The 24989-nt window shown below is 33.7% G+C and carries 24 protein-coding genes; 9 read left to right on the top strand and 15 right to left on the bottom strand.

Annotated elements, in window-relative coordinates; translation table 11 throughout:
• Positions 1 to 78 precede the first annotated feature (78 nt).
• The 3 genes from ettA to holA are packed head-to-tail and all read right to left on the bottom strand — an operon-like array spanning position 79 to position 3078.
• Positions 79 to 1770, bottom strand: a complete 1692-nt coding sequence (gene ettA / locus FF52_RS06645; RefSeq protein WP_008464025.1) for an energy-dependent translational throttle protein EttA — start codon at positions 1768 to 1770, stop codon at positions 79 to 81.
• Positions 1771 to 1830: 60 nt separating this feature from the next.
• Positions 1831 to 2013, bottom strand: coding sequence for a CAL67264 family membrane protein (locus FF52_RS06640; protein WP_008464023.1), 183 nt, complete (start codon positions 2011 to 2013; stop codon positions 1831 to 1833).
• A 60-nt stretch (positions 2014 to 2073) separates the two neighbouring features.
• A complete protein-coding gene (gene holA, locus FF52_RS06635; RefSeq protein WP_008464021.1) occupies positions 2074 to 3078 on the bottom strand; it encodes a DNA polymerase III subunit delta in 1005 nt (334 codons plus the stop codon).
• A gap of 69 nt (positions 3079 to 3147) precedes the next feature.
• Here holA and FF52_RS06630 point away from each other — a divergent pair, with 69 nt between their 5' ends.
• Genes FF52_RS06630 through FF52_RS06620 form a run of 3 tightly spaced genes read left to right on the top strand, consistent with a single transcriptional unit; the run spans position 3148 to position 5512 of the window.
• Entirely contained in the window at positions 3148 to 3603 is a 456-nt protein-coding gene (locus FF52_RS06630) for a type I restriction enzyme HsdR N-terminal domain-containing protein (RefSeq protein WP_008464020.1), read from the top strand.
• Positions 3604 to 3625: 22 nt separating this feature from the next.
• A complete protein-coding gene (locus FF52_RS06625; RefSeq protein WP_008464019.1) occupies positions 3626 to 4645 on the top strand; it encodes a glycosyltransferase family 2 protein in 1020 nt (339 codons plus the stop codon).
• A gap of 33 nt (positions 4646 to 4678) precedes the next feature.
• A complete protein-coding gene (locus FF52_RS06620) occupies positions 4679 to 5512 on the top strand; it encodes an OmpA/MotB family protein (protein ID WP_008464017.1) in 834 nt (277 codons plus the stop codon).
• Between the two features lie 192 nt (positions 5513 to 5704).
• Here FF52_RS06620 and FF52_RS06615 read toward each other — a convergent pair whose 3' ends face one another.
• The 3 genes from FF52_RS06615 to FF52_RS06605 all read right to left on the bottom strand — a co-directional run bounded on the left by FF52_RS06615 (position 5705) and on the right by FF52_RS06605 (position 9864).
• A complete protein-coding gene (locus FF52_RS06615; RefSeq protein WP_008464014.1) occupies positions 5705 to 6325 on the bottom strand; it encodes an L-threonylcarbamoyladenylate synthase in 621 nt (206 codons plus the stop codon).
• 134 nt (positions 6326 to 6459) lie between these two features.
• Positions 6460 to 8796 carry an ATP-dependent helicase gene (locus FF52_RS06610; protein WP_008464012.1) on the bottom strand — a complete coding sequence of 779 codons (2337 nt, stop codon included), beginning with the start codon at positions 8794 to 8796 and terminating at the stop codon, positions 6460 to 6462.
• Positions 8797 to 9096: 300 nt separating this feature from the next.
• A complete protein-coding gene (locus FF52_RS06605) occupies positions 9097 to 9864 on the bottom strand; it encodes a sulfite exporter TauE/SafE family protein (protein ID WP_008464011.1) in 768 nt (255 codons plus the stop codon).
• A 124-nt stretch (positions 9865 to 9988) separates the two neighbouring features.
• Between FF52_RS06605 and FF52_RS06600 the strand changes: the two genes are divergently transcribed.
• Positions 9989 to 10513, top strand: coding sequence for a hypothetical protein (locus FF52_RS06600; RefSeq protein WP_008464010.1), 525 nt, complete (start codon positions 9989 to 9991; stop codon positions 10511 to 10513).
• 85 nt (positions 10514 to 10598) lie between these two features.
• On the opposite strand, the gene FF52_RS06595 is transcribed toward FF52_RS06600, so the two are convergent.
• Together FF52_RS06595 and FF52_RS06590 are read right to left on the bottom strand one after the other, a co-directional pair.
• Positions 10599 to 11507: a patatin-like phospholipase family protein gene (locus FF52_RS06595; RefSeq protein WP_008464008.1), complete on the bottom strand. Its 909-nt coding sequence runs from the start codon at positions 11505 to 11507 to the stop codon at positions 10599 to 10601.
• A gap of 137 nt (positions 11508 to 11644) precedes the next feature.
• Positions 11645 to 13705 (bottom strand): M1 family metallopeptidase, encoded by a 2061-nt coding sequence (locus FF52_RS06590; RefSeq protein ID WP_008464006.1) that lies wholly within the window; start codon positions 13703 to 13705, stop codon positions 11645 to 11647.
• A 67-nt stretch (positions 13706 to 13772) separates the two neighbouring features.
• Between FF52_RS06590 and FF52_RS06585 the strand changes: the two genes are divergently transcribed.
• From FF52_RS06585 to FF52_RS06575, 3 genes are read left to right on the top strand one after another with little or no spacing between them, the layout of a single operon-like run.
• Positions 13773 to 14543, top strand: coding sequence for a diphthine--ammonia ligase (locus tag FF52_RS06585; protein ID WP_008464004.1), 771 nt, complete (start codon positions 13773 to 13775; stop codon positions 14541 to 14543).
• Between the two features lies 1 nt (position 14544).
• The gene (locus tag FF52_RS06580; RefSeq protein WP_008464002.1) at positions 14545 to 14925 is read left to right on the top strand and encodes a hypothetical protein; all 381 of its coding nucleotides are present in this window, start codon (positions 14545 to 14547) and stop codon (positions 14923 to 14925) included.
• 1 nt (position 14926) lies between these two features.
• On the top strand, positions 14927 to 15430 hold the full coding sequence (locus FF52_RS06575; RefSeq protein ID WP_008464001.1) for a hypothetical protein: 504 nt from the start codon (positions 14927 to 14929) through the stop codon (positions 15428 to 15430).
• A gap of 2 nt (positions 15431 to 15432) precedes the next feature.
• Here the strand turns inward: FF52_RS06575 and FF52_RS06570 are convergent, their stop codons facing one another.
• The 3 genes from FF52_RS06570 to FF52_RS06560 are packed head-to-tail and all read right to left on the bottom strand — an operon-like array spanning position 15433 to position 18164.
• Positions 15433 to 15828 (bottom strand): DUF4348 domain-containing protein, encoded by a 396-nt coding sequence (locus FF52_RS06570; protein WP_008463999.1) that lies wholly within the window; start codon positions 15826 to 15828, stop codon positions 15433 to 15435.
• Positions 15828 to 16367: a DUF1697 domain-containing protein gene (locus FF52_RS06565; RefSeq protein ID WP_008463998.1), complete on the bottom strand. Its 540-nt coding sequence runs from the start codon at positions 16365 to 16367 to the stop codon at positions 15828 to 15830. The genes FF52_RS06570 and FF52_RS06565 overlap by 1 nt, the downstream gene beginning before the upstream one ends.
• 30 nt (positions 16368 to 16397) lie before the next feature.
• Positions 16398 to 18164: a hypothetical protein gene (locus FF52_RS06560; RefSeq protein ID WP_008463997.1), complete on the bottom strand. Its 1767-nt coding sequence runs from the start codon at positions 18162 to 18164 to the stop codon at positions 16398 to 16400.
• 303 nt (positions 18165 to 18467) lie between these two features.
• Here FF52_RS06560 and recG point away from each other — a divergent pair, with 303 nt between their 5' ends.
• Positions 18468 to 20576: an ATP-dependent DNA helicase RecG gene (recG, locus tag FF52_RS06555; RefSeq protein WP_008463996.1), complete on the top strand. Its 2109-nt coding sequence runs from the start codon at positions 18468 to 18470 to the stop codon at positions 20574 to 20576.
• Positions 20577 to 20797: 221 nt separating this feature from the next.
• On the opposite strand, the gene FF52_RS06550 is transcribed toward recG, so the two are convergent.
• From FF52_RS06550 to FF52_RS06535, 4 genes are all read right to left on the bottom strand, one after another.
• Positions 20798 to 21403 carry a PAS domain-containing protein gene (locus FF52_RS06550; RefSeq protein ID WP_008463995.1) on the bottom strand — a complete coding sequence of 202 codons (606 nt, stop codon included), beginning with the start codon at positions 21401 to 21403 and terminating at the stop codon, positions 20798 to 20800.
• Positions 21404 to 21465: 62 nt separating this feature from the next.
• Positions 21466 to 21810, bottom strand: a complete 345-nt coding sequence (locus FF52_RS06545; protein WP_008463993.1) for a hypothetical protein — start codon at positions 21808 to 21810, stop codon at positions 21466 to 21468.
• 49 nt (positions 21811 to 21859) lie between these two features.
• Complete coding sequence (locus FF52_RS06540) at positions 21860 to 22714, bottom strand: hypothetical protein (protein ID WP_008463991.1); 855 nt, start codon at positions 22712 to 22714, stop codon at positions 21860 to 21862.
• Positions 22715 to 22747: 33 nt separating this feature from the next.
• Entirely contained in the window at positions 22748 to 23347 is a 600-nt protein-coding gene (locus tag FF52_RS06535; protein WP_008463989.1) for a TlpA family protein disulfide reductase, read from the bottom strand.
• Positions 23348 to 23821: 474 nt separating this feature from the next.
• Here FF52_RS06535 and FF52_RS06530 point away from each other — a divergent pair, with 474 nt between their 5' ends.
• The gene (locus tag FF52_RS06530) at positions 23822 to 24880 is read left to right on the top strand and encodes an efflux RND transporter periplasmic adaptor subunit (protein WP_008463987.1); all 1059 of its coding nucleotides are present in this window, start codon (positions 23822 to 23824) and stop codon (positions 24878 to 24880) included.
• The last annotated feature ends 109 nt before the right edge of the window (positions 24881 to 24989 follow it).

The raw sequence follows: 24989 nt of genomic DNA, 5'->3' as shown, positions 1-24989 counted from the left end.
CATACTATGTATTAACAAAAATCCCAAATTCACAATAATTGGAATTTGGGATTTTTAAAAATTGGAAATTAATTAAAGTTATCTAATCAATTTTCTGTATTTCAAACGTTTTGGAGTTAAGTCACCACCTAGACGTTTCTTTTTGTTTTCTTCGTAATCAGAGAAACTTCCTTCAAAGAAATAAACTTCAGAATTTCCTTCAAAAGCTAGAATATGTGTACAAATTCTATCCAAGAACCATCTATCGTGAGAAATAATTACGGCACAACCTGCAAAATTCTCCAAACCTTCTTCAAGTGCACGAAGTGTATTTACGTCAAGGTCGTTCGTAGGCTCATCCAGTAAAAGGACGTTTCCTTCTTCTTTCAAAGTCATAGCTAAGTGTAAACGGTTACGTTCTCCACCAGATAGCATTGACACTTTTTTGTTTTGCTCTCCGCCACCAAAGTTGAAACGAGATAAGTAAGCTCTAGAATTTACTTGCTTTCCTCCCATCATAATTAATTCTTGACCATCTGCAAAGTTTTCCCAAATAGATTTATTCGGATCAATATTGGCGTGAGACTGATCGACGTAAGCGATTTTTACAGTTTCACCAACCGTAAATTCTCCGCTGTCAGTTTGTTCTTCTCCCATAATCATTTTAAAAATGGTAGATTTACCAGCACCATTTGGTCCAATAATTCCAACAATACCTGCTTGTGGCAAAGTAAAATTCAGATTATCATATAATAATTTATCGCCAAAAGCTTTAGCAACATTTTTAGCTTCAATAACATTTGTTCCTAAACGAGGACCATTCGGGATGTAGATCTCTAATTTCTCATCCAATTGTTTTTGATCTTCATTCAATAATTTGTCGTAGTTCTGCAAACGCGCTTTTTGTTTTGTCTGACGACCTTTAGCACCTTGACGAACCCACTCCAGCTCACGCTCTAAAGTTTTTCTACGTTTAGAAGCCACTTTTTCTTCTTGAGCCAAACGGTTTGATTTTTGATCCAACCAAGAAGAATAGTTTCCTTTCCATGGAATACCTTCTCCTCTATCTAACTCAAGAATCCAACCTGCCACATTATCAAGGAAATAACGGTCGTGCGTTACAGCAATTACAGTTCCAGAATATTGTGCTAAGTGTTGCTCTAACCAAAGAACTGACTCAGCGTCAAGGTGGTTGGTAGGCTCATCTAGCAACAATACATCCGGTTGTTGCAATAACAGACGGCATAATGCTACACGACGACGCTCTCCTCCTGAAAGGTTTTTAATAGGCGTATCTCCTTCTGGAGTACGCAACGCATCCATTGCGATTTCTAATTTTGTATCGATTTCCCAAGCCCCAAGCGCATCAATTTTATCTTGCAATGCAGCTTGACGGTCCATCAATTTATCCATTTTATCTTGATCTTCGTAATACTCTGGAAGACCAAATAAGTCATTAATTTGATTGTATTCTTCTAAAACCGCCATAGTTTCAGCAGCTCCTTCACGAACAATTTCGATAACTGTCTTAGAATCATCAAGAATTGGTTCTTGCTCTAAATAACCAACTGTATAACCAGGTTGAAAAACTACATCACCTTGGTAGTTTTTATCTACTCCAGCAATGATTTTTAAAAGTGAAGATTTTCCAGAACCATTAAGTCCCAAAATACCAATCTTAGCGCCATAAAAGAAACTAAGGTAAATATTCTTAAGAACCGGTTTGTCTGCTCCTTGATAGGTTTTACTCAATTTCTGCATTGAGAAAATTACTTTCTTATCGTCTGACATTTTTTATATTTTATTTTAATTATTTAACTAGATTTGAGATTAATATTGCCGCTATTTAAATTAAACCCTGCCTTTTAAAGCATTGAATACCCAGGCATTTGCAAAAAAACCAACTCCAACAGCACCAAATCCCCAACCTGACACATCACTGTACCTAAAGATTCCAAGACCTATAAGCAACAATCCCATAAGGACCATTATTAAAGTAGCCCATCCTAAAATGGTATTTTTATTCATTCCCATAGTTTATAAATATTTTAATGCAATTTTTTTAGAAAGGCAAATATCGTGAATTTTAACGGCTTAATTAAAAATTTTATAAAGCATTTCTTTTAACAAATCAGATTGAGGTAAAGCATTAGCTCCCACACCTTTACTCTTAACATCAATATCTCGTAAAGCACCAACAATCTGACTTACTTTTCGCATTGGATAATTTTTTACTGCCAAATCATATTCTTTTAAGAAATACGGATTCACTCCAAGTGCTGATGCCACATTTTTAGGACTCTTATCTTTTAATCCATGGTATTTTAGAAGCTGAACAAAAAAACCGAATACCAATCCTGTAGTCATAACAAGAGGATATTCTTTCGGATTATGGGCAAAATTTTCCGCTATCTTATAAGCTTTCAATTGATTGCGTTCTCCAATAGCTTTTCTAAGTTCGAATACATTGTAATCTTTACTGAAACCTATATTTTCTTCAATGTGCTCGGCTGTAATCATTGTCCCCTGTGGTAAAATAATCTGTAGTTTCTCCAGCTCATTATTGATTTTACTCAAATCTGTCCCTAAAAATTCTACAAGCATAGCATTTGCTTTGGGATCAATCGTATATTTTTTTCCAGCTAAAACACGTTTAATCCAGTCTCCAACCTGATTTTCGTATAATTTTTTGCTTTCATAAACAACGCCTTTCTGCCCTAAAAGCTTAGTAACTTTTTTACGTTTATCCAGCGTTTTGTATTTATAGCAAAAAACCAAAACCGTGGTCTGCATCGGGTTTTCGACATAAGATTCGATTTTGTCAATTGTTCTAGATAAATCCTGCGCCTCTTTCACGATAACAACCTGACGCTCAGCCATCATAGGATAGCGCTTGGCCGTTGAAATTATATCATCAACTGATACATCTCTTCCATATAAAACTGTCTGATTAAAACCTCTTTCTTCTTCAGCCAAAACATTCTCTTCAATATACTCCGAAAGCTTATCTATATAATATGGTTCTTCACCCATTAAAAAATAAATCGGTTTAATATCTCCGGCTTTTATATCATTAACAATTTTTACTACTTCGTCCATTTAAAATTTGTTTCAAGTTTAAAGTTTCAAGTTGATACGAAACCTCAAACTATTTTTTATTTTTGCTTTATGCTTAAACTAAATTTCCCAACTTACACTTTCCGATTCAAAAATAGCGAAAATAAAGTGTCTATTTTTGATGAAATCAGGAAAAAATTTATAATTCTTACTCCAGAAGAATGGGTTCGTCAGCACGTTGTTCATTATCTCATGCATGAAAAAAAATATCCAAAATCACTTATTAACGTAGAGAAAGTTTTAACTGTCAATGGATTACGAAAACGATATGATGTTGTTGTGTTTAACTCAGATGGTTCTATACATATATTGGTAGAATGTAAAGCACCTGAAGTCAAAATCTCTCAAGCAACTTTTGATCAAATTGCGCGTTACAATATGACAATGCAGGCACGGTTTTTGAAAGTCACAAACGGACTAAACCATTTTTACTGTCAGATGGATTTTGAAAACGAACGATATGAGTTTTTAAGAAGCCTGCCTGACTATAAAGAAAACCATTTATAAAGAATAAATAATTAGAATACTTTTGGATAAGATAGCAGTTGTCATTTTAAATTGGAACGGAGTAAAATTGCTTGAGCAATTTTTACCTTCTGTTATTCAGTTTTCAGAAGGCGCAACAATTTATGTTGCCGACAATGATTCTACGGATAATTCTGTTGCATTTGTTATAGAGAATTTCCCTACCGTAAAAATTGTAAAGAACTCAGGCAATCATGGTTTTGCAAAAGGCTATAATGATGCCTTAAAACATATTGATGCAGAAATATACGCATTGGTAAATTCAGATATCGAAGTTACCGAAAACTGGCTGAAACCAATACTTGATACTTTCGAAAAAGAAAAACAAACTGCCATTATTCAGCCTAAAATTCTTGATTTTAAAAACAAGGAATATTTTGAATATGCAGGAGCCGCTGGTGGTTTTATTGATAAATACGGCTTTCCTTTCTGTAGAGGGAGAATATTTGACACAGTCGAAAAAGATAACGGACAATATAACGACAACATCGAACTATTCTGGGCTTCAGGCGCTTGTTTCTTTATCAGAAAAAATGTTTACCACGAGTTAGGCGGATTTGACGAAAGCTTCTTTGCGCATCAGGAAGAAATAGATTTATGCTGGAGAGCTGCAAATGAAGGACATATTATAAAATACAATTCGCAAACTGTTGTTTACCACGTTGGCGGCGCAACATTACAGCAAGGAAATCCGAAGAAAACCTATTTGAATTTTAGAAATTCATTGTTAATGATGGTCAAAAATCTGCCAAAAAGAGGATTATTCTGGGTGATTTTCTTCCGCATGATTTTGGATGGAGTTGCCGGTATACGTTTTCTTACACAAGGCAAGTTTGGGCATACTTTTGCCATTTTAAAGGCACATTTTTCATTTTATTGCTTATCTTTAAAATATCTCGGAAAAAGAAAAGATTTTCAAATACAGCAATACTATATGGTAAAAAGCATCGTTTTCCTTTACTATATAAGAAAATTGACCTTATTTAAAGAAATCTTTAACAGTATTCAAAATATTAAAAACTAAATTTGTAATTCAAGTCTAATTAAAATTAAATTTATGAGAAAAATAGTTATCGCACTATCAGTATTAATGGCCCTAACATCATGTGTTTCTAAAAAGAAATATGCTGAGTTGGAAGCTAAAAACAAAGAGACTCAAGATTTGTTAAACTCATGTACTGTAAAATTAAATACGTGCTTAGAAGAAAAAGCTGGATTAGCTGCTACAGCTGAAAGCTACAAACAACATAATCAAGATCTAATCAATAGTTCTAAAGATTTAACTATCTTAACTACTAAAGGTGCTGAAAACCTTGAAAAATCTCTTGAAAGTTTAAAAGAAAAAGATTTAAAAATCGCTAGACTTCAAGACGCCTTAACTAAAAAAGACAGCGTTACTTTAGCATTGGTTACAAGCTTAAAAGGAGCAGTTGGAATCAACGATCCAGACATCGAAATCAATGTTGAAAAAGGAGTTGTATTTATTTCTATCGCTGATAAATTATTATTCAAAAGCGGTAGCTATGAAGTAAGCGACAAAGCGAAAACAGTTTTAGGAAAAGTTGCTAAAGTGGTTAACGATAAACCTGATTTCGAATGTATGGTTGAAGGCCACACTGATAACGTACCATACAAAAGCAACGGTATTATCTTAGACAACTGGGATTTGAGCGTTAAACGTTCTACTTCTATCGTACGTGTATTAACAAACGATCTTGGTGTTAACCCAGCTAAATTAATTGCTGCTGGTAGAAGCTCTTACGTTCCATTAGTTTCTAATGATACCGCTGAGGATAGAGCTCGTAACAGAAGAACTCGTATCGTAGTTATGCCAAAAATCGATCAATTTTATGATATGATTGAAAAAGAAATGAAAAAACAAGCAAAATAATCCTTGGTTTTACATACTATAAAACAGAAAAAGCAGGTCAATTGACCTGCTTTTATGTATTCTTAATTCTTATTTTAATTAATCAATTAAACGCAAAATCAAGAATAACATTATCTTTAAGTAACTAACTAAATTTTAACATAATAAAGTTACTCATTATTTTTTGTACTTTTATACTTTTAGTGTATTTTTTTACAAAATATCAATATCACCCTTACCTTCTCTTACTATAACTGGTTCATGTTCAGAAAGATCAATAATTGTTGATCCCACATTATCTCCGTAACCACCATCTATTACCATATCTACAAGATGTTGCCACTTTTCAAAAATTAACTCTGGATCTGTGGTATATTCTATTATATCATCTTCATCGCGAATAGAAGTGGAAACCACAGGATTTCCTAACTGGCGAACAATTTCTAATATGATATTGTTATCTGGAACACGAATACCTACCGTAGTTTTCTTTTTAAATTCTTTTGGTAGATTATTATTACCAGGCAGAATAAAAGTATATGGCCCCGGCAATGCTCTTTTCAAGATTTTAAAAGTTGATGTATTAATCTGACGAACATAATCTGATAAATTGCTCAAATCATGGCAAATAAAAGAAAAATTGGCTTTCTCTAACTTTACTCCCTTTATTTTAGCAATTTTCTCCAATGCTCGCGAATTGGTAATATCACAACCTAAACCATAAACTGTATCTGTTGGATAAATTACCAAACCTCCATTCTGAAGCACTTTTACCACTTTGGCAATTGCGGCTTCACTAGGTTTGTCTGGGTATATTTTTATAAATTCTGCCATATCTTTTTGTTTCAAGTTTTTGTTTGTTTCATGTTTCAAGTTTGTCAGACTGAGCGGAGTCGAAGTCCTCTAGTTGAAAAGCTCTTTGACTCCGCTCAGAGTGACAAATGTTTTCGAAACTTGAAACAATAATTTTATCCTACGACATCTAATTTAGCAAATCTTAACAACAATTTCTTAATTCCGCCTACTTCAAATTTAATTTCTGCTTTTCGGTCTGCACCTGCTCCTTCAAGATTAATCACTTCACCTTTACCGAAACGTTCGTGCATTACAATATTTCCAACAGTCAATTTGCTGTCAAATAAATTCGAATTGCCACTACTTGGCGCATTTCCAGAAACAGGTTTTAATTTACGAATATTCAAATCTGGTTTAGACTCATTTTTAGTAATATGAGCAGGAGGAGTTCCTCCAACCGGTTTGCTTAGTCTTAGTTTTGATTTATCGACGTCTCCAAAAATATCACCATCAATTGGCGATTTATAACGGTAACTTGTTTCGGCAGGTGTCAAATACTCTAAATATTGCCCATCAATTTCTTCAATAAAACGAGATGGTTCACTGTCTGTCAGTTTTCCCCAACGGTAACGAGATTGCGCATAGGTTAAATAAGCCTGATGTTCTGCACGAGTTAAGGCCACATAAAACAATCGACGCTCTTCTTCTAGTTCACTTCTAGTGCTCATACTCATAGCACTTGGAAACAAATCTTCTTCCATTCCCACCACAAAAACGTGAGGAAACTCTAATCCTTTTGCCAAGTGAATAGTCATAAGAGCCACACGATCTTCATCGTTAGTGTCTTTATCCAAATCTGTTGCCAGAGCCACATCTTCCATAAATTCAGAAAGTGCGCCTCTTGCCCCATCAATTTCTCTTTGTCCCTCAGTAAAATCTTTAATACCGTTTAATAGCTCTTCGATATTCTGAATTTTTGCCATTCCTTCAGGAGTAGCGTCTTTCTTCAATTCCTGAACTAATCCTGTCTTTTTAGCGACGTGATCTGTCAAATAAAAAGCATCCTGATTCTGATCGATAACCTGAAAACTCTGAATCATCGTCACAAAATCTTTCAGTTTATTCTTTGTACCCGCATTCAGTTTCAAATCGATTTTATCGATATTCACCATCACTTCCCAAATCGAACGTTTGTAATGATTGGCAGCAATAGTCAATTTTTCAATAGTGGTATCTCCAATTCCACGAGCTGGATAATTAATAACACGAATCAAAGCCTCTTCGTCCTTAGGATTTAGAACCAAACGTAAATAGCATAAAACGTCTTTAATCTCTTTACGCTGATAGAATGACAGTCCTCCATAAATTCTATATGGAATATCACGCTTTCTCAATGCGTCCTCCATCGCACGCGATTGTGCATTGGTACGATACAAAATCGCGAATGAACCATTATGCAATTGATGCTGCATTTTCTGTTCAAAAATGGTGCTGGCTACAAAACGACCTTCTTCTGCGTCTGTCAAACTTCTATGAACCTTAATTTTTGGTCCAAATTCGTTTGCTGTCCAAACCACTTTATCCAGTTTCGTTTTGTTGTGATCCATAACCGTATTGGCGGCTTCCACAATATTTCTTGTAGAACGGTAATTTTGCTCCAGACGAAACATCACCACACCTTCGTAATCTTTCTGGAAGTTTAGAATGTTATTGATATTCGCACCACGGAAAGCATAAATACTCTGTGCATCATCTCCAACCACACAAATATTCTGAAACTTATCAGACAAAGCTCTAACAATCAAATACTGAGAGTGATTTGTATCTTGGTACTCATCAACCAGAATATAACGGAAACGATTTTGATATTTTGCTAAAACCTCCGGGAAACGGGTCAATAATTCGTTGGTTTTCAATAACAAATCATCAAAATCCATTGCACCGGCTTTGAAACAGCGCTCCACATACTGCTGATAAATTTCTCCCAATCTAGGCTTTTTAGACATCGCATCTGCTTCCTGCAATTCAGGATTATTGAAATACGCTTTTACTGTAATCAGGCTGTTTTTGTAACTTGATATACGTCCTAAAACTTGTTTTGGTTTATAAATATCACGATCCAGCTGCATTTCTTTGATAATCGAAGAAATCAATCGCGCCGAATCCTGAGAATCGTAAATGGTAAAATTGGAAGGATATCCCAAAAGTTCTGATTCTGCACGAAGAATACGCGCAAATATAGAGTGAAACGTTCCCATCCAAAGATTTTTTGCCTCAGATGCTCCCACAATATCTGCAATTCTATGCTTCATTTCTCTTGCCGCTTTGTTGGTAAAAGTAAGCGACAAAATATTAAATGCATCAATTCCCTGATGCATCAAATAAGCAATTCTAATTGTTAAAACACGGGTTTTTCCCGAACCTGCACCAGCAATAATAATCATTGGCCCGTCTTTCTTTAAAACAGGCGCTCTCTGCGCTTCGTTGAGCTGGTCAATATATTTCTGCATGTAATTTTCTCCTTTTAGGCAAAAATAAGAATTAATACTTTAAATAGCTACTAAGATACTGAGGTTCTAAGATGCTAAGTTTTTTGTTTTTTTTAAGCCAAACAATAGGCATTTTATTAAACATAGGTTCCCGCTTTCGGCTATATCTCTCCGCTCCGCTGCGAGGATACCGCCTCAATCGGGGCTAAGAAGCAAACATTTTTTTTTGAGATGCTAAGATGCTAAGTTTCTGATATTCTAAGTTTTTTTTAGACAAAATAGAGAAAACTCAGCAACTTAGCATCTTAGAACCTTAGTAACTTACTTAAAAAACACATCGTAAGCAAATCGAATCAATGTTCCCACAACCACAATCAAAAAGAAAATTCTAATAAATCCGTTGCCTTTATTTATCGCTAATTTTGCTCCAAGCCAACCGCCAAGTCCGTTGCTAATTGCCATTGGAATAGCGATTGCCCAAATGATTTTTCCTTTTATCATAAACAAACAAATCGAACCGAAATTGGTTGCCAGATTTACCATTTTAGCATTCGCGGAAGCGTGAAGAAAATCGAAACCTAGAAGTGCAATAAAAGCGACAACAAAAAAACTTCCTGTTCCTGGACCAATAAATCCGTCATAAAATCCAACAATGATACTAATAACAACTGCATACATAATTTGAGTTAATGCAGAATGATCTTTTGCAACATGCTGACCAAAGTTTTTCTTCGCATACGTGTAAATGAACAATAATGACAAAACGACAAGTAAAAGCGGTTTCATAAAATCATTACTAACAAGCGTTAAAACAGTTGATCCCAAAAATGCAGAAGGAACGGCCAGACACATCATTATAATTAGCAATTTCCATTGAATTACTACTTTCTTCAAATACTGAAAAGCGGCAAAGGCAGTTCCGCTAAAAGCTGGAATTTTTAAAGTCCCGATTACAGTCGAAACTGGAAGATTTGGCAGTAAAATTAACCCCATAGGTGTTTGTATTAATCCACCTCCGCCAACAATTGCATCAATAAAACCGGCGGCAAAAGCCGCCAAACAAAGAAAAAGTATTATGTATGAATCCATTAAAAAGATATTTCGGTCTTAGTAAAAAACAAGTTGCAAAAGTACGTCTTCCTTTTTGTTTATTACTATAAATTTAAAGTTGATTTTTGATCAAAAAGTATATTTTTGCTTAAAAATTATTCCAATGGATTTCAACAAAATTATAGAACTTGCGAGTTATACTTTACCAGCCTTAGTTACAGGAGTTGTAGCGTATCGTTTCTTTGAATTACACATTAAAAACAATGACAGAAAGCGTGCTTTTTTATTAAACAAGCAAGCACACAAAGAATCTCTTCCTGTGCGCTTACAAGCATACGAGCGTATGACTTTGTTTTTAGAACGTATTAACTTGACAAAATTGTTAATTAGACTTTCTCCTATTTCTCAGAATAAACACGATTACGAAAATTACGTAATTGACCAAATCGAACAGGAATTTGAGCACAATCTAACACAGCAGATTTATATGTCTGAAGAATGCTGGACTATCATTACAACTGCAAAAAATGCAACAATCCAAATGATTCGTAAAGCGGCCATGAGCGATAAAGTAGAAAATGCTGATAAACTTCGCGAAGTAATCTTAAATGATTTACTAGAAAAACAATCACCAAGTAATGCAGCATTAAGTTTTATTAAATCTGAGGTTGCTGAACTTTGGTATTAAATAATATTGTAGATTTTAGATTTTAGATTTTAGAGTTCAGATTTAAAACATTCAATCTAAAATCTAAAATCTGCATTCTAAAATATCAAATCAAAATCTTATTATCACTCATAACTTCCGATTTATTCTGAGCATATTCATAACCTTGCTCCCACCATTCTTTCATTACCTCTTTATTAAAAATCAGAGCATTATCGGTTAGTTTTATCGGAGTGTAATATAAATTTAGTTTTACATTTTTATTATTTGCCATAAGTTTTCCTATAGCAATATCATGTTTTTCTACTTGATCTAAAGCAATTCGGAACAAATCGATCATTAATGAAAACGGATTCTTTCCAATTACTGTTTTCGTCGTATTAACCTCCGTTTCAAGTATAATTACATCTATTTCAGTTGCTCCTCTATTGATTGCTTCACGAATTGGCACTAAACTCGAAAATCCTCCATCGCCATATTCACAGTTATTTTTTTCAACCAAACTCATAAAAGGAACATAATTGCTGGATATCCAAGACCACTCGCAAAATTCCTCGTAAGTACAATCTTTTACCGATTTATATTCTGATTCGTTCTTAGTAAAATTGGTTACCGTAACGATAACGTCTGTTTTTAGTTTTTTTAGTTTATTGAAATCAGAAAGAGAAAAATTATTCTGAATATACTTTTTCAGCCCTTTGCTTTCGCCAAAAGTACGTTTTCCTTTAAAGAATTGACGCAGTACATTAAAGTGATTAATAGTCACAATATCAACGCCATCTTTCGTTTTTACTACAAATGGACAAATATTAAAAATACTTGACATGGTAACATTGGTATAAACAGAATGGATTTTTTTAATATGACCGAGAGCCAAATGCGGAATCAGCAAACTTCCTGTTGAAGTCCCTATAAACAAATCGTATTCGTGTTTTTTTTCTTCTATTAAATATTGGGCAACACCGCCGGCAAATGCGCCTTTACTGCCACCACCTGAAATAACCAATGCTCTCATAAATTGTAATGTAGGTTTTGTTTTTTTTGGGATATTTTTTTTTGACTTAAATAAGAGGAAAGAAGCAAGAAGAAAGACCTTTTATATTCTTTGCTATGAATTCTTGACTCTTGCTTCTTGCCTCTTTCTACTCTAATTTACTCCTTCACCAAACGATTCAATTGGAACTGTTCATCGGGTGTCAAATTAGGCAAAATTCTATTAAAAGAAGCACGCATTTCAGGATTTTTTAACAGAAGTCTTACAGTATCTCTACCAAATTTCGAAAACTGCCACATATGATGTGTTGTAGCGCCAACTAAATTACTCAAAACCTGATCATTAATAATTTTAAAAGCTATTAATTTTTCTAACGCGTTTTGACGTGTTGTAGCTTCGTATTTTGAAGATGAAAATGCGATTAGTTCATTTATCAAATCATCTTTTTTATTGGTATAGTTTGGCGTCGACAAAGCAAGAGAAAGCCATAAAGTCCTCAAATTATAATCGTTGAAGCCAATCCAACTTTTAGATTTATCCAAGTATTCTGTTCTATGATCTGGAAAATTTCTCCATAGCCAATAAAGCGCTATTTCTTGTGTTTGATATGATTTATCATCCAAAAGCGTTTCATAATTTGTTCTAAAATCTTCCGGAATTTGGGTTAAAGAACCAGCTAGATTCTGGCGGACTTTGATGTTATTAGTCTGCAATGCCAAAAGCAGAAGAGCTTTTTTGTCTTCGTATTTTTCATTTTCCAATTGATCGACAACAGCTTCTTTTACCGACTGATACACATCCGATTCTAAAGTAGATTTCAAAATATCTTTTTTCTCTGCAAAAGGTGTTTTTTTTAGCTTATCGATTTCTAATCGCTTTTGAATTGCTTTGTTTTTGCTTAGCAATGCATTTGCAGTCGGCGTATCAAAAGCGGTCGATTCCAGCCAAGTTTTCTGAAATTTCTCCAAATCAAAATCGGAAACTTTTTTAATTTCATCAAAGAAATTCTGTGTGTTTACAGTTTGATAAGCATATTTATTCAGATAGCTTTTAATTGCTTTTTTGAACGCTTTATCGCCAATTGATTCATGCAAAACAAACAATGCCCAAGCGCCTTTTTCGTAAAACGTAAGCGAACTTGCTTTTGCATTTAAAACAGGAATGGTGTCCGTTCGAGACGCAAACTTTATTTGTTGCGCTGTGTCGTATAATTTAGAGTAAAAATAATGTTCTCCATAAATGTCTTTTTCAGCAAGCAACGCAAAATAAGTGGCAAAACCTTCTTGAAGCCAATGATGCGTGCTGCTTTCGGCGGTAATAAGATCTCCAAACCAATGATGCGCTAATTCATGAGCGTCTACATTGGTATAATTTCGATCACAAAAACCAGTTGAATCTACCACATAACGGGTTGCAAAAAGAGTCGAAGTTGTATTTTCCATTCCGGCATACAAAAAGTCTCGTACAGGGATCTGTCTATTGATTTTCCAAGGATATTTTACGCCGATTTCTTTTTCAAGGAAATCAAAAATGCGTTTCGAGTAACGATACGTTGGCTCAAAACGATCTGCATCTTTTGGTTCGTAATAATATTCTAAAAGAATTCTACTCTTAGATTTAAATTCTTTTTTATCAAATTTCCCGATAGCCAGCATCAATAAATACGAACTCATTGGTTTTTCCATTTCAAACTGCCAATGATTCAGATTTCCATTTGCAGTTTTTGTTTTTAAAACTCCGTTAGCGACCACCTGATAATCTTTATCATAAGAAATCCCAAGATTAAAAATCAGTTTTTCATTTACATCATCAAAACTCGGAAACCAATTGCTTGTATATCTGCCCTGCCCTTGTGTCCAGATTTGCACTTCGTCATTGCCCATATCTACAAAATACAAAGCTTGTTTTGGTTTTGCTGTGTAATTGAATGTCAAATGATTCTGTCCTTTTTTAAACGGAAAAGCCAATTTTAATTCTTTATTGGTATTGATAAACATGATTTCATTTTCATTGACTTTTACATTCGAAAATTCCATGTTTTTAGCGTCAAGCGAAATTGTATCGGTGTTTTGCAATACCTCAAATTGAAAATCGACAGCTCCAGAAATAAGTTTATCTTTTGGATTTATAGACAATTGCCCTGAAACCGATTTAAAATCAACGTATTGCGTTTGCTGAGCAAATAGAAAACTGGTGAATAATAGAAAAATGTATTTCATTGAAACAATTTTGAAGGCGAAATCCCAAAGTTACAAAGGTTTCCTTTACAAATAGAATGAAATTTGTATGTTTACAGTATTAAAATGCCAAATCGTGTCTGAACCTCAAAAAGCCTTATTTAACTGGAGCAGCGGAAAAGATTCTGCTCTCGCTTTATACAAAACACTCCAAAATACTGATTTTAAAATCGAATGTTTATTGACAAGCGTAAACCAGCAATATCAAAGAATTTCGATGCACGGAATCCGTATTGAATTACTGCTCGAACAAGCGCAGAGCATCGGAATTCCGTTAAAAATTCTAGAAGTACCCGAAATGCCGACAATGGAAGTTTACGAAAAAGTGATGACTGAAACGTTAACCGAACTAAAGCAAAATGGCATAACGCATTCTATTTTTGGAGATATTTTTCTGGAAGACTTACGTCAATACCGAGAAAATCAATTGGCAAAAATCGGATTAACAGGTGTTTTTCCGATTTGGAAAATCCCAACTCAAGATCTAATTCAAGAATTTATTTCATTGGGATTCAAAACCATTGTGGTTTGTGTAAACGAAAAATATTTGGATAAAAGTTTTGTCGGCAGAATAATCGATCAAGATTTCATAAATGATCTGCCTGAAAATGTTGACGTCTGCGGCGAAAACGGTGAATTTCATACTTTTACTTTTGATGGTCCGATCTTCTCAAAACCAATAGATTTTGAAATTGGCGAGATTGTTTATAGAAAATATGAAAAGCCAGAAAAGCAAGATTCATCAAATACAGCCTGTGATACTAATAATGAAACTGCTTTCGATTTTGGATTTTGGTATTGTGATTTAATTAAAAAGTAAAATGAAATTATTGTTTAGGCTCTTATTTGTCATTTTTATCTCTTTATCTTTCCAAAGCTGTTTGGTCAACAGATGCAAGAGACCTCAAATAACAGGATACATTTATGATGCAGAAACAAAACAGCCTATTGAAAATTGTAAAGTTGGTGAGACTTTAACTCAGTCAAACGGTTCTTTTTCATTAAAAGAAAAACGGTATCGCCAATTTACTTTTTTTGGTTTTGAAGCGCCTACTTTGTCTGTAAATGAACCTATACAAAAAGAAGGTTACGAGCCTCAAAGCGTTCAATTTATGCAGCCTTTTGGAGGCGGAATGAAAAAAGGAGCGTTACATCATGCAGATACTATTTACATCAAGAAAAATATTTTAAAAACAAACTAACATGGATTTAAAAGAAAATGATGAAGTAAAAAAAGTAATATTCTTTCTGAAAGAAATTGGAATTGATATTGTAGAAAAAGAGCTTGGAGAAACTTTTTTGCCAGGATTAGAATTAGGTCCTAACTGCATATATATCGATTACAGTAAATTATTATATCCTGGCGATATTTTACATGAAGCTGGACATCTAGCTGTAACGCTTCCGGCTGAAAGAAAACTAGTTGGAACCGTAGAAATCTCTAAAGATTGGCCAACACAAGGCGACGAAATTGCTGCGCTTTTATGGTCTTATGCAGCACTGCATCATTTACAGCTTCCTGCCGAATTTGTATTCCATCCAAATGGGTATAAAGGTAGTTCTGAATGGTTTATTTCAAATTTTACTTCAGGAAATTATATGGGATTGCCTCTTCTGGAATGGATGGGACTATGTTTGGGGAAAGAAAAAGCTGAAAAAGAACAAAAAACGCCTTTTCCAGCTATGCAAAAATGGATTCGAGAATGACATTAAGTCGATTGATCGACAAAAGTTTTCAAAAACCATTTGTTATCTTTTAATTCGAAAATATAATCAATATAAATCCCATTATCTAGCCCGCGCTCTTCAAGAGTGGCTTTGTTTTTCTTTACTAACAATGTACGCTTTAAATATCTTTCATCAGCCTTATTGTTGAGATGAAGCACTTTATATTTTTCCTTTGTCATTGTATAATCTGACAATTCAAAATCTTCATTGTTCGCTTTGTATTTTAACGGAAAAATAACTCTAGTTATTTGAAATTTAGGATCTGAATTGAATTTCTTAAAAAACTCATTAAAATCTTCTGAAGTTGCTTTTGAGGTTTGCGCCAGAGTCACTGAGCTTAGTCCTAAAAGGAACATCATAAAAAAAAACTTTTTCATTACTCATTATACATTTTAAGCAAGTTCGTAACCGTATTCCAGTTGCGAATTGTTGCTGTTACATTTAGTTTTTTCTCTATATATTTTTGGTCAAAACGAGTTTTTCCAGCGCCAACAGCATATTTAATAAAAATTCTATTTTCATCAATGCTGGCTTCGTCTGGCTTAAATTGGCTTATTTTCAAATCGTTTATACTTTCTTTTTTCAAATTCATTGAAACAAAAGCAACATATAGTTTTTTCATATCGATATCCTTCTCTTTCAAGAACGGATTATTGGCAAAACACGATTCTAGATTTTCTTTGGTAATCATTACAACTGGAACTTCGTGTCCGAAAACTTTAAAGATTTCCTGTTTAATCATGAAACCAACTTTAGAAGCTTCTTCTTCGCTATCCACAAAAACATTTCCAGATTGCAAATACGTTCGTACATTTTGAAAGCCAAGATTCTCCAGCATTGCTTTCAAAGCTTCCATTTTCATCATATTATGCCCAGAAACGTTGATTCCGCGTAAAAGCGCTAAATGTGTTTTCATTTTTTTAATTTTTTTCAAAGATAAAAAACACTATTCATCTTCCTCACTGATTTCAATGCCAAACTTTACTAAAAAGTCGTTAAACTTTTGTTTATATTTTCTCTGTGCCTCTTCTACAATTTCATTTGCATCTTCATTAGAATCTATTGCCTCCAAATCAAACTCTTCTTTCACCCATTCGCGAAACTCTTCCTTATTTTCACTTTCTTCGTAATATTCTTCGTCTTGATAAAAATAAGCTTTATCAAAATCAACAGAAATTTCAGTATCGAATGTTAGAAGCTGAATCAGTTTTTGAGTGTTTTCTGCTACAACATGAACTCCGCCTTCGTCTCCAAAAACAACAATTGGGCAATTATTCAAATCTTTATCAATAATCCAGTATGCATAAGAGCTTCCTGAACCGTTTGCACCTGCAAATTCGATAAAACTATTATAGAATTCTTCTTCTTCAGACCAAGTTTTTATACCCGTTTTATCATCAGTTATGGTAAGCCCAAAACATTCTGAAAACGTTTCTACACCATATTCCTGCTCAAATTCAAATAGCTTCACTAAATCTTCAGGCAGTTTATAATTGCCAAATTGAGAAGCATATTCTTCCAATGAAAATCTATTACTGTAATCTGAATACTCTGTTTCATCATCAGCTTCGCCGCCTTCCTCAACAACTTCAGCGGTCAATATTTCAAAAGTTTTCATGACCGCATTTTTCACGCAGAAAAGTTCAATTCCTGGAGCATTTTCATCATTCATCCATTGGTATTTCGGATCTCCGTTTTCATCTAGATATTCCAAAATAAGCATAATTTCTTGGTCTTCATGACACCATAAAGCGCGCATTCTTATGCCAAAACCATTCGCAATTTCTTCAGAAATCTGGCTGTATTTTTTTCCTTCATAATCAAAAGGAATAAACAAATAAGTTGTTCCTGAAACATGTCTAACAATTTTTCCGTTTTCTTTCTGTTCTTCAGTTTCAGACAGAACTTCAACCATATTAATAAACTGACTTCGGAAATCAGCATACATATATTTATCCTTTTTGTCGTAATCTAAAATTGAAAGACCTTCTTTAAAAACTTCTAAATAGTTATTGCCTAATATTTCTTCGTTATAATCTGAATTTTCGACAAAAGAATCTTCTACAATATCAGATAATTTATGCGTTGAAGGCAGATAATTCTCAACAGTTATAATAGATCCGTCGGTATCCTGAACATTGCTGCAGATTAGAATATCGGGTCTATTGGCACTGATAATTGCCTGAACGTCTGTAAAACGTTCAAAATGAAATAACATATCATCGCTATAAATTAGCCATGCTGTAAGATCTCCTTTTACAAAAAGTTCTCCGTGATTGTATTCTCCTGCAAGTGTGTCGCATTGCAGACCTCCGCCCAAATAATGCACACTTCCAAACAAGTTAATATTTACTGTTGTAGTTTTTCCTAAAACGATTAAAGCCGGAGAATTATCCGTATCATAAGAACTGATCAGTTTTGTAACGGTTAGATTTCCTTTAAAAATAAAACCTAAAATGAAAATATCGGGATGTTCTTCGGTACTGAAATCCATCTCAAACAAATCCATTTCCACATCATTTTCTGCTAACAGAAATATCGAATTTTCTTCGTAATCGGGAAAACGCCAAGTATCTTCAAAAACATTGTAGATTTTCTGATTCTTGAAATCGGTTAGATCTCCAATGATATTGTGCGCTTCATGTCGGTTAATTATCTTGAATGTAACCCCAGAAAAGACAAGGGTTTCAAAAGGAACTTTTTTTTCTTTCATTATATTAGGCTTATAATTTGAACAAATCTAACAAATATCTTTTTTATTAAAATAATACTGAGAGGAAAATAAAATACTTGGATCTCAAGATACAATGTCATTATTTTAAACGATATAATTTAAATCAAAACAGTATTCATCTTTAAATTTTACCACAGAATTCATTTTCAATTTTCCTAATTAAAATTTATCTTCGCTTTCTAAAAAGAGAAAAGAATATAGAAGAAAGAAAAAAGATAATGCTTGTCATTTTTCTTTCTTCTTGCCTCTTTTAATCTTGCTTCTATAAAATCTAATCTTCGAATGTCTAATAATCTTCTCGAAACTCCAATTGAATACTTAAAAGGCGTTGGTCCAAGCCGTGGCCAGCTGCTTCGTAAGGAATTGGGCATTCATAAATATGGAGATTTAGTCAATCTTTTTCCAAATCGATACATTGACAGAACGCGTTATTATAAGATTAACGAATTGCAAAATACGGGTTCTGAAGTTCAGATTATTGGCAAAATAATCCACATCAAAACAGTTGAATTTGCTAAAAACAAAAAACGTCTTGTTGCTAGTTTTGTTGATGATACGGGACAAATTGATTTAAACTGGTTTCAAGGCCATAAATGGATTCGTGAAAGTTTAAAACTTAATGAACCTTTGGTTATTTTTGGAAAATGTTCTCTTTACGGAAGCCAATTCAGTATGGCGCATCCCGAGATTGAATTGCTTAGCGAACACGAAAGAAGTTTGCGTTCGGCTATGCAACCTGTTTATCCTTCAACAGAAACTTTAGCTAATAAAGGCATTTCGAACCGTACGATCAATAAATTGATGGAACAGCTTTTTTTGGAAACACAGGCGTTGTTTACTGAAACTTTTCCGCCATTTTTAATAGAAGAATTAAAGCTGATTCCGAAACGTGCCGCGTTATTCAATATTCATTTTCCAAAAAGTGCAGAGATTTTAGCTAAAGCGCAATTTAGACTGAAATTTGAAGAATTATTCTTTATTCAGCTGCAGTTAATTACAAAAAATCTCATTCGAAAACATAAAATAAAAGGGCATCCATTTGATAAAGTGGGCGAACTTTTTAATGAATTTTATAAAAATCACCTTCCTTTTGATTTAACGAATGCTCAAAAAAGAGTAATCAAAGAAATCAGAACCGATATGGGAAGTAACGCCCAAATGAACCGTTTACTTCAAGGTGACGTAGGTTCTGGAAAAACGATTGTGGCTTTTATGAGCATGCTTTTGGCTATTGACAATGGTTTTCAGGCTTGTTTGATGGCACCGACAGAAATCTTGGCCAATCAGCATTTTCTTGGTTTGTCGGAATTTGCTAAAACATTAAATATCAATATTCGAATATTAACGGGTTCTACAAAAACTTCTGAAAGAAAAATTATTCATGACGAACTGGAAAGCGGAGAACTTAAAATTCTGATTGGAACACATGCTCTGTTAGAAGATAAAGTACAGTTTCAGAATTTAGGTCTAGCCGTGATTGATGAACAGCATCGTTTTGGTGTAGAGCAAAGATCAAAATTGTGGAAGAAAAATGATATTCCGCCACACGTTTTGGTTATGACCGCCACTCCAATTCCGAGAACTTTGGCAATGAGTTTATACGGTGATTTGGATATTTCAGTTATAGATGAATTGCCTCCTGGAAGAAAACCAATTCAAACCGTACATCGTTATGATACGAATAGATTGAAAGTATGGAAATTTCTTCGTGACGAAATTGCAAAAGGTAGACAGATTTACATAGTTTATCCTTTGATTCAGGAATCTGAAAAAATGGATTATAAGGATTTAATGGATGGTTACGAAAGCATTTCTCGTGATTTTCCATTGCCTCAATACTCTATTTCGATACTTCACGGAAAAATGAAACCTGCAGATAAAGATGCAGAAATGAAGCGTTTCTCTGAAGGAAAAACCAATATCATGGTTGCTACAACTGTAATTGAAGTTGGTGTAAACGTGCCAAATGCCAGTGTAATGATTATAGAAAGTGCCGAAAGGTTTGGACTTTCGCAATTGCACCAGTTGCGCGGACGTGTCGGTCGTGGTGCAGAACAAAGTTATTGCATTTTAATGACTGGCCATAAACTAAGTTCTGACAGTAAAACCAGAATGGAAACTATGGTGAAGACCAATGACGGCTTTGAAATTGCAGAAGTGGACTTAAAACTCCGAGGCCCTGGTGACATGATGGGAACACAGCAAAGCGGTGTGTTAAATCTTCAAATTGCAGATATTGTTAAGGATAGAGAAATTCTCTCTTTAGCTCGAAATTACGCCATGAAAATCCTAAAAGAAGATTCTGCTCTTCAAAAACCTGAGCATGCTGTTTTAAGAAACATCTTCATTGAGTTAACTAAGAAAAAGAATATTTGGAATTATATTAGCTAGATTCTAAAGTTCTAAGATACTTTAAAAAGAAAGGTTGAAAAGGTTAATTAATTAACCTTTTCAACCTTTTGTACATTAAACTAAAAAGCTTAGCATCTTAGAACCTTAGCATCTTAAAAAAAATACTTCATTGAATTCTAATATTCATGTGATTTAGTTTTGCTGGGGGACAAATTTTGGGGTTGAATATTTTTTTTAGAAACAATGAAGTATATATTTGATTATTTCTTTTTCACATCATTCTTTTTTTCAAAAAGCCCGCTGAACAAACCTTTGCTTATTTTGTTTTTATCGTCTTTTCCAGTTGCAATCAAATGATCGATATATTCCATGTAGTTTTTTTTTCTTTCTTCTAGAAAACCCACCAAATACTCCTCTGAAGCGTGCATACCACTGGTTTCTTCAATCTGCAAAAGTTTCTTGTACAAAGGCTCTATAAATTTTACAATGATATCATTCGGAACCGATTTTCGGGTACAAAAGAAACCTACAATTTCACCATCGGTATCTGCTACAATTTTAAAATCGGTTACAACCCAGTAATAACGTCCCGTTTTGGCCATGTTCTTTATGATGACATGGATATTTTCGCTAGACTTAATGCTATCCCACAAGAACTTAAAAATAACCTTAGGCATATCTGGATGGCGAATTACATTATGTGGCTGGCCGACAAGTTCAAATTCATCGTAACCAGAAACATCTATAAAGTCTTCATTCGCGTATAAAATGGTTCCCTTTTTGTCAGTTTTACTAAGCAGTACTTTATTCTTATTCCAGTCCACTTCTCTATCAGAAGGTGTAGGACGGTGCAATCTGGTATCCATAAATTTTACATTTAAATTAATTTACAATTCAGTAAGTATAAAATGAATCCTTTAAACCATTTTCAATTTGACTCGATCTCCAAGACAAGGAGAATATTTCTGATTTTGCGAAAAACAGTTTCAAGTTCATTTTCAAGCCATTCAGGAATCTCATTATCAACCGCAAGATTAAGCTGGCGAATATCGTTCACGATCTGGATCAGCTTTTTATACTGAAAATCGAGATCATAAACATGAGAGCTAGTTTGGTAATTTTTAAAAATCTCTCTTACCTCTATTTCAAAATCAGATTGGATTTTAATTTTTTCGATCGAATCTAATGTTATGCTTTCATTCAAAAAATCTTCAATTATTTTTTTAAGATTATGCAGTGTAGGCACTGCAGTTGGTAAATCATACTTAAACATACAATTGGTTTAAAAAATATTAGTATCGTTTTAGGGCTTAACTCGAGTTCTAATTCCTGCTGTTTGTCGATTTTACATGAATATCATTAACTAAATCATCTATTTTTTTGGCGCTTTCCCTCATCATTTCAAGATAACTCAGTAATTTATCATTATCTGTATGTCCTTTCGAAACATCAATAAGCTTTAAAACAGAATTTACAGGTAACTTTAAATCTAAAGTTGTTCTATGAATAAAATCATTGTAATCTTTTGTAGCAGACATTGAACTGTATTTCGCCGAAGCCAATTTCATGTTTTCCAACTCGTATTCGTCTGAAATTTTTGAAATGTGATTTTCGCTATGTTCTTTAAAATAATACGCCCAGTAACCGTTCATAAAAAATACAACAGCGGCTAAAACGGTATGGATAATCAAAGTTTCAAGATCAAAATTTAATTGCGAAAAATATACTTGAAATCCGTTAGCATCATTATAAATATAGTTTTGCAAATAAGCTAGTCCCGCATGATGTACTACAACGAGCAAGGTAAGCGGAATCTGGAGTTTCCAGTTCTGATAAATAATTAAAATCGTACTTGCAATAAATACCGTAAAATGCATTTCGAACATTCCGTGCATTTGATAAATGTACTGCGCCATAAAAATTGCCAGAACAACAGACAGAACATACTGGTAAAATTTAGAATTTTTCATGAAAAATTTTGCCGAGTAGTACAACAAAAGATTCAGTGTTCCAACGCCAACACCAATCTCGAAAGTATCGTATTTAAAAGAAAGTCCGATACCCAGTAGAAAATATACTGCAAGTACATAATTGATAATTGTATCTGATTTTTGTGTCATTGTAGACATAAAACTGTGCAGATAGTCTTGTTCGTTTAAGCTAGCTTTTGTTTTCATAGGTTATTAGTTTTAGGTTTTTGGAAAAAATAGTTATTTAGTACATTTAGGTAATGAGCATCCGTAAGCTCTAAGAGCTAAGGCATTAAAAGACGGATTTCCTTTTCTACTAAGGAGCGAATCGATCGCCATTTGGGCATAATTGCTTCGAGTATCCGTACAATATCGGGTTTTATTGTAATTGCCTCTATAATACAAATTATGCGACTGATCTAGCAAAACAGCCTGAGGTGTTGAAATAACGCCACATTTTTCAGCAATTGATTCGTCAAAGTAAACAGGAATCTCAGCGTCAAACTTTTGCTGAATTTCATCAATAGTAAATTTTTTCTGTTTGTTCAAAACAACAATTTTAAAATTGATCTGATCTCCATATTTTTTTATCAAATCACTCACATGTGGTACATTGAACCGAGAACAGGGACATTCGGGGTTAAAGAAATGTACAAAAATGGGTTTATTATCAAATGCACAACATGGACCAAGTTCTATATTAGATCCCATCGCAATAGCCTTATAATTCTTTGGAATAGGAGTTGGAAGGCTGTACTTAAACTCGTTCTGCCAAAACAGATAGCCAATTGAAAGAAGTAAAAATGTAAACCATAAACCGAGAAGTAATTTTTTCCTCATAAATTATTTTTTTTATATTATTAACAACAAAGCATAAACACTTGTTAACATAATTATTCATTATATATAATCAAAAACCAAAAAAAACAACTTCTGCATACATATTTTAACATAAAAAGCAAACACAACCGTTAGCCTTTATGTTATTTTTTTTCATTTTGTTTAACATATCAATGTTACAAATAAAATCGATAAACTGCAAAAAAATCAGACAAATTGCGCAAAATTTCTTCCGATGTAGAGACAGCCTGCCTTTGGACCACATAACAAAACATACTTTTGACGAAGTTTCATTTATTTTTTCAAAAAAAAATTAATCTTTAATTAAACCTTTTACCCCGTATCTAGTCTAAATGCAAACCTTTGTACATACAAATGTTAAATAAAAGCTAACAGCTTCCGATTTCACATCAAAAAGTTAAATTTGCAAGCTTACCAAAACACATACCTAAAATCTATATTTACCTCAAGTTTATGAAATTAAAACACCTCATTTACACGCTTTTAATCATTACAATTGGAGGCTTTATTACCTACAGAATCATATCTAACAAAGGAAAAAATGAAGACTCAAAAAAGTTTAATGATAAAAAATCTCCAACAACTGTTAATGGAATCGTAATAAAAACGGCCACTTTTGACAATAATTTAGCTTTATCAGGATCTATTGAAGCTAATGAACAAGTAGAAATTCATAGTGAGGTTTCAGGAATTGTTGAAGGAATATTTTTTAATGAAGGCACCAACGTTACTAAAGGACAGGTACTTTTAAAAGTAAATGATATTGAGTTAAAAGCGCAATTAAGACAAGCTTTAACCCGAGAAGATTTGGCCGCTGAAAACGCAAGAAGAGCAAAATTACTGTTGCAGAAAGAAGCCATAAGCCAAGAAGAAGCTGATGTTGCAAAAGCTGACCTTGCTTCTGCCCAAGCCCAATCTCAATTAATACGAGCACAGATTTCTAAAACATCTGTTAGAGCGCCATTTTCAGGGAAAATTGGTTTACGAAACATCTCTCCAGGAACTTATATCACTCCTACTGTTTTGGTGGCAAAACTGGTAAATACCAGCAAATTGAAAATTACTTTTTCAATTCCTGAAAAATATGCTGCAGAAGTAAAGTCAGGATCAGTAATTGATTTTAAAGTTTCTGGATCAGACAAAACGTACAATGCAAAAATTTATGCTATCGAACCAGAAGTAGCCGTAGCAACGCGTACACTTCAAATTCGTGCCCTTGCTGATAATATTGACGGAAAACTTTTTCCTGGAACTTTTGCAGATATCAAATTGCCTTTAAATATCATTAAAGATGCCATAGTTGTTCCTTCTCAAGCAATTGTACCTATTCAAGACGGTAAAAAAGTATATGTCGCCAATAATGGCCAAGCAAAAGAAGTAATGGTTGACGCAACGACAAGAACAGATTCTTCAATTTTAATTTTAGCAGGATTAAAACCTGGAGATACTTTGATCACAAGCGGTGTTATGTCATTAAAAGACGAAGCTCCAATTAAGGTTAAAGTAAAATAGTTCTAAAGCCAAAAGTTTTAAAGTCAAAAGTCGCAAGACTGAATATAGATTAAAGATAATAGCGATTTAACAATAAATCAGAAATCTAAAGTCTGAAATCTAAAATCCA

The sequence above is a fragment of the Flavobacterium sp. F52 genome (assembly GCF_000278705.1).
GTDB lineage: Bacteria > Bacteroidota > Bacteroidia > Flavobacteriales > Flavobacteriaceae > Flavobacterium > Flavobacterium anhuiense.
Note: the sequence above shows the minus strand (reverse complement) of the source record. Positions and strands in the feature narration are given on the sequence as shown.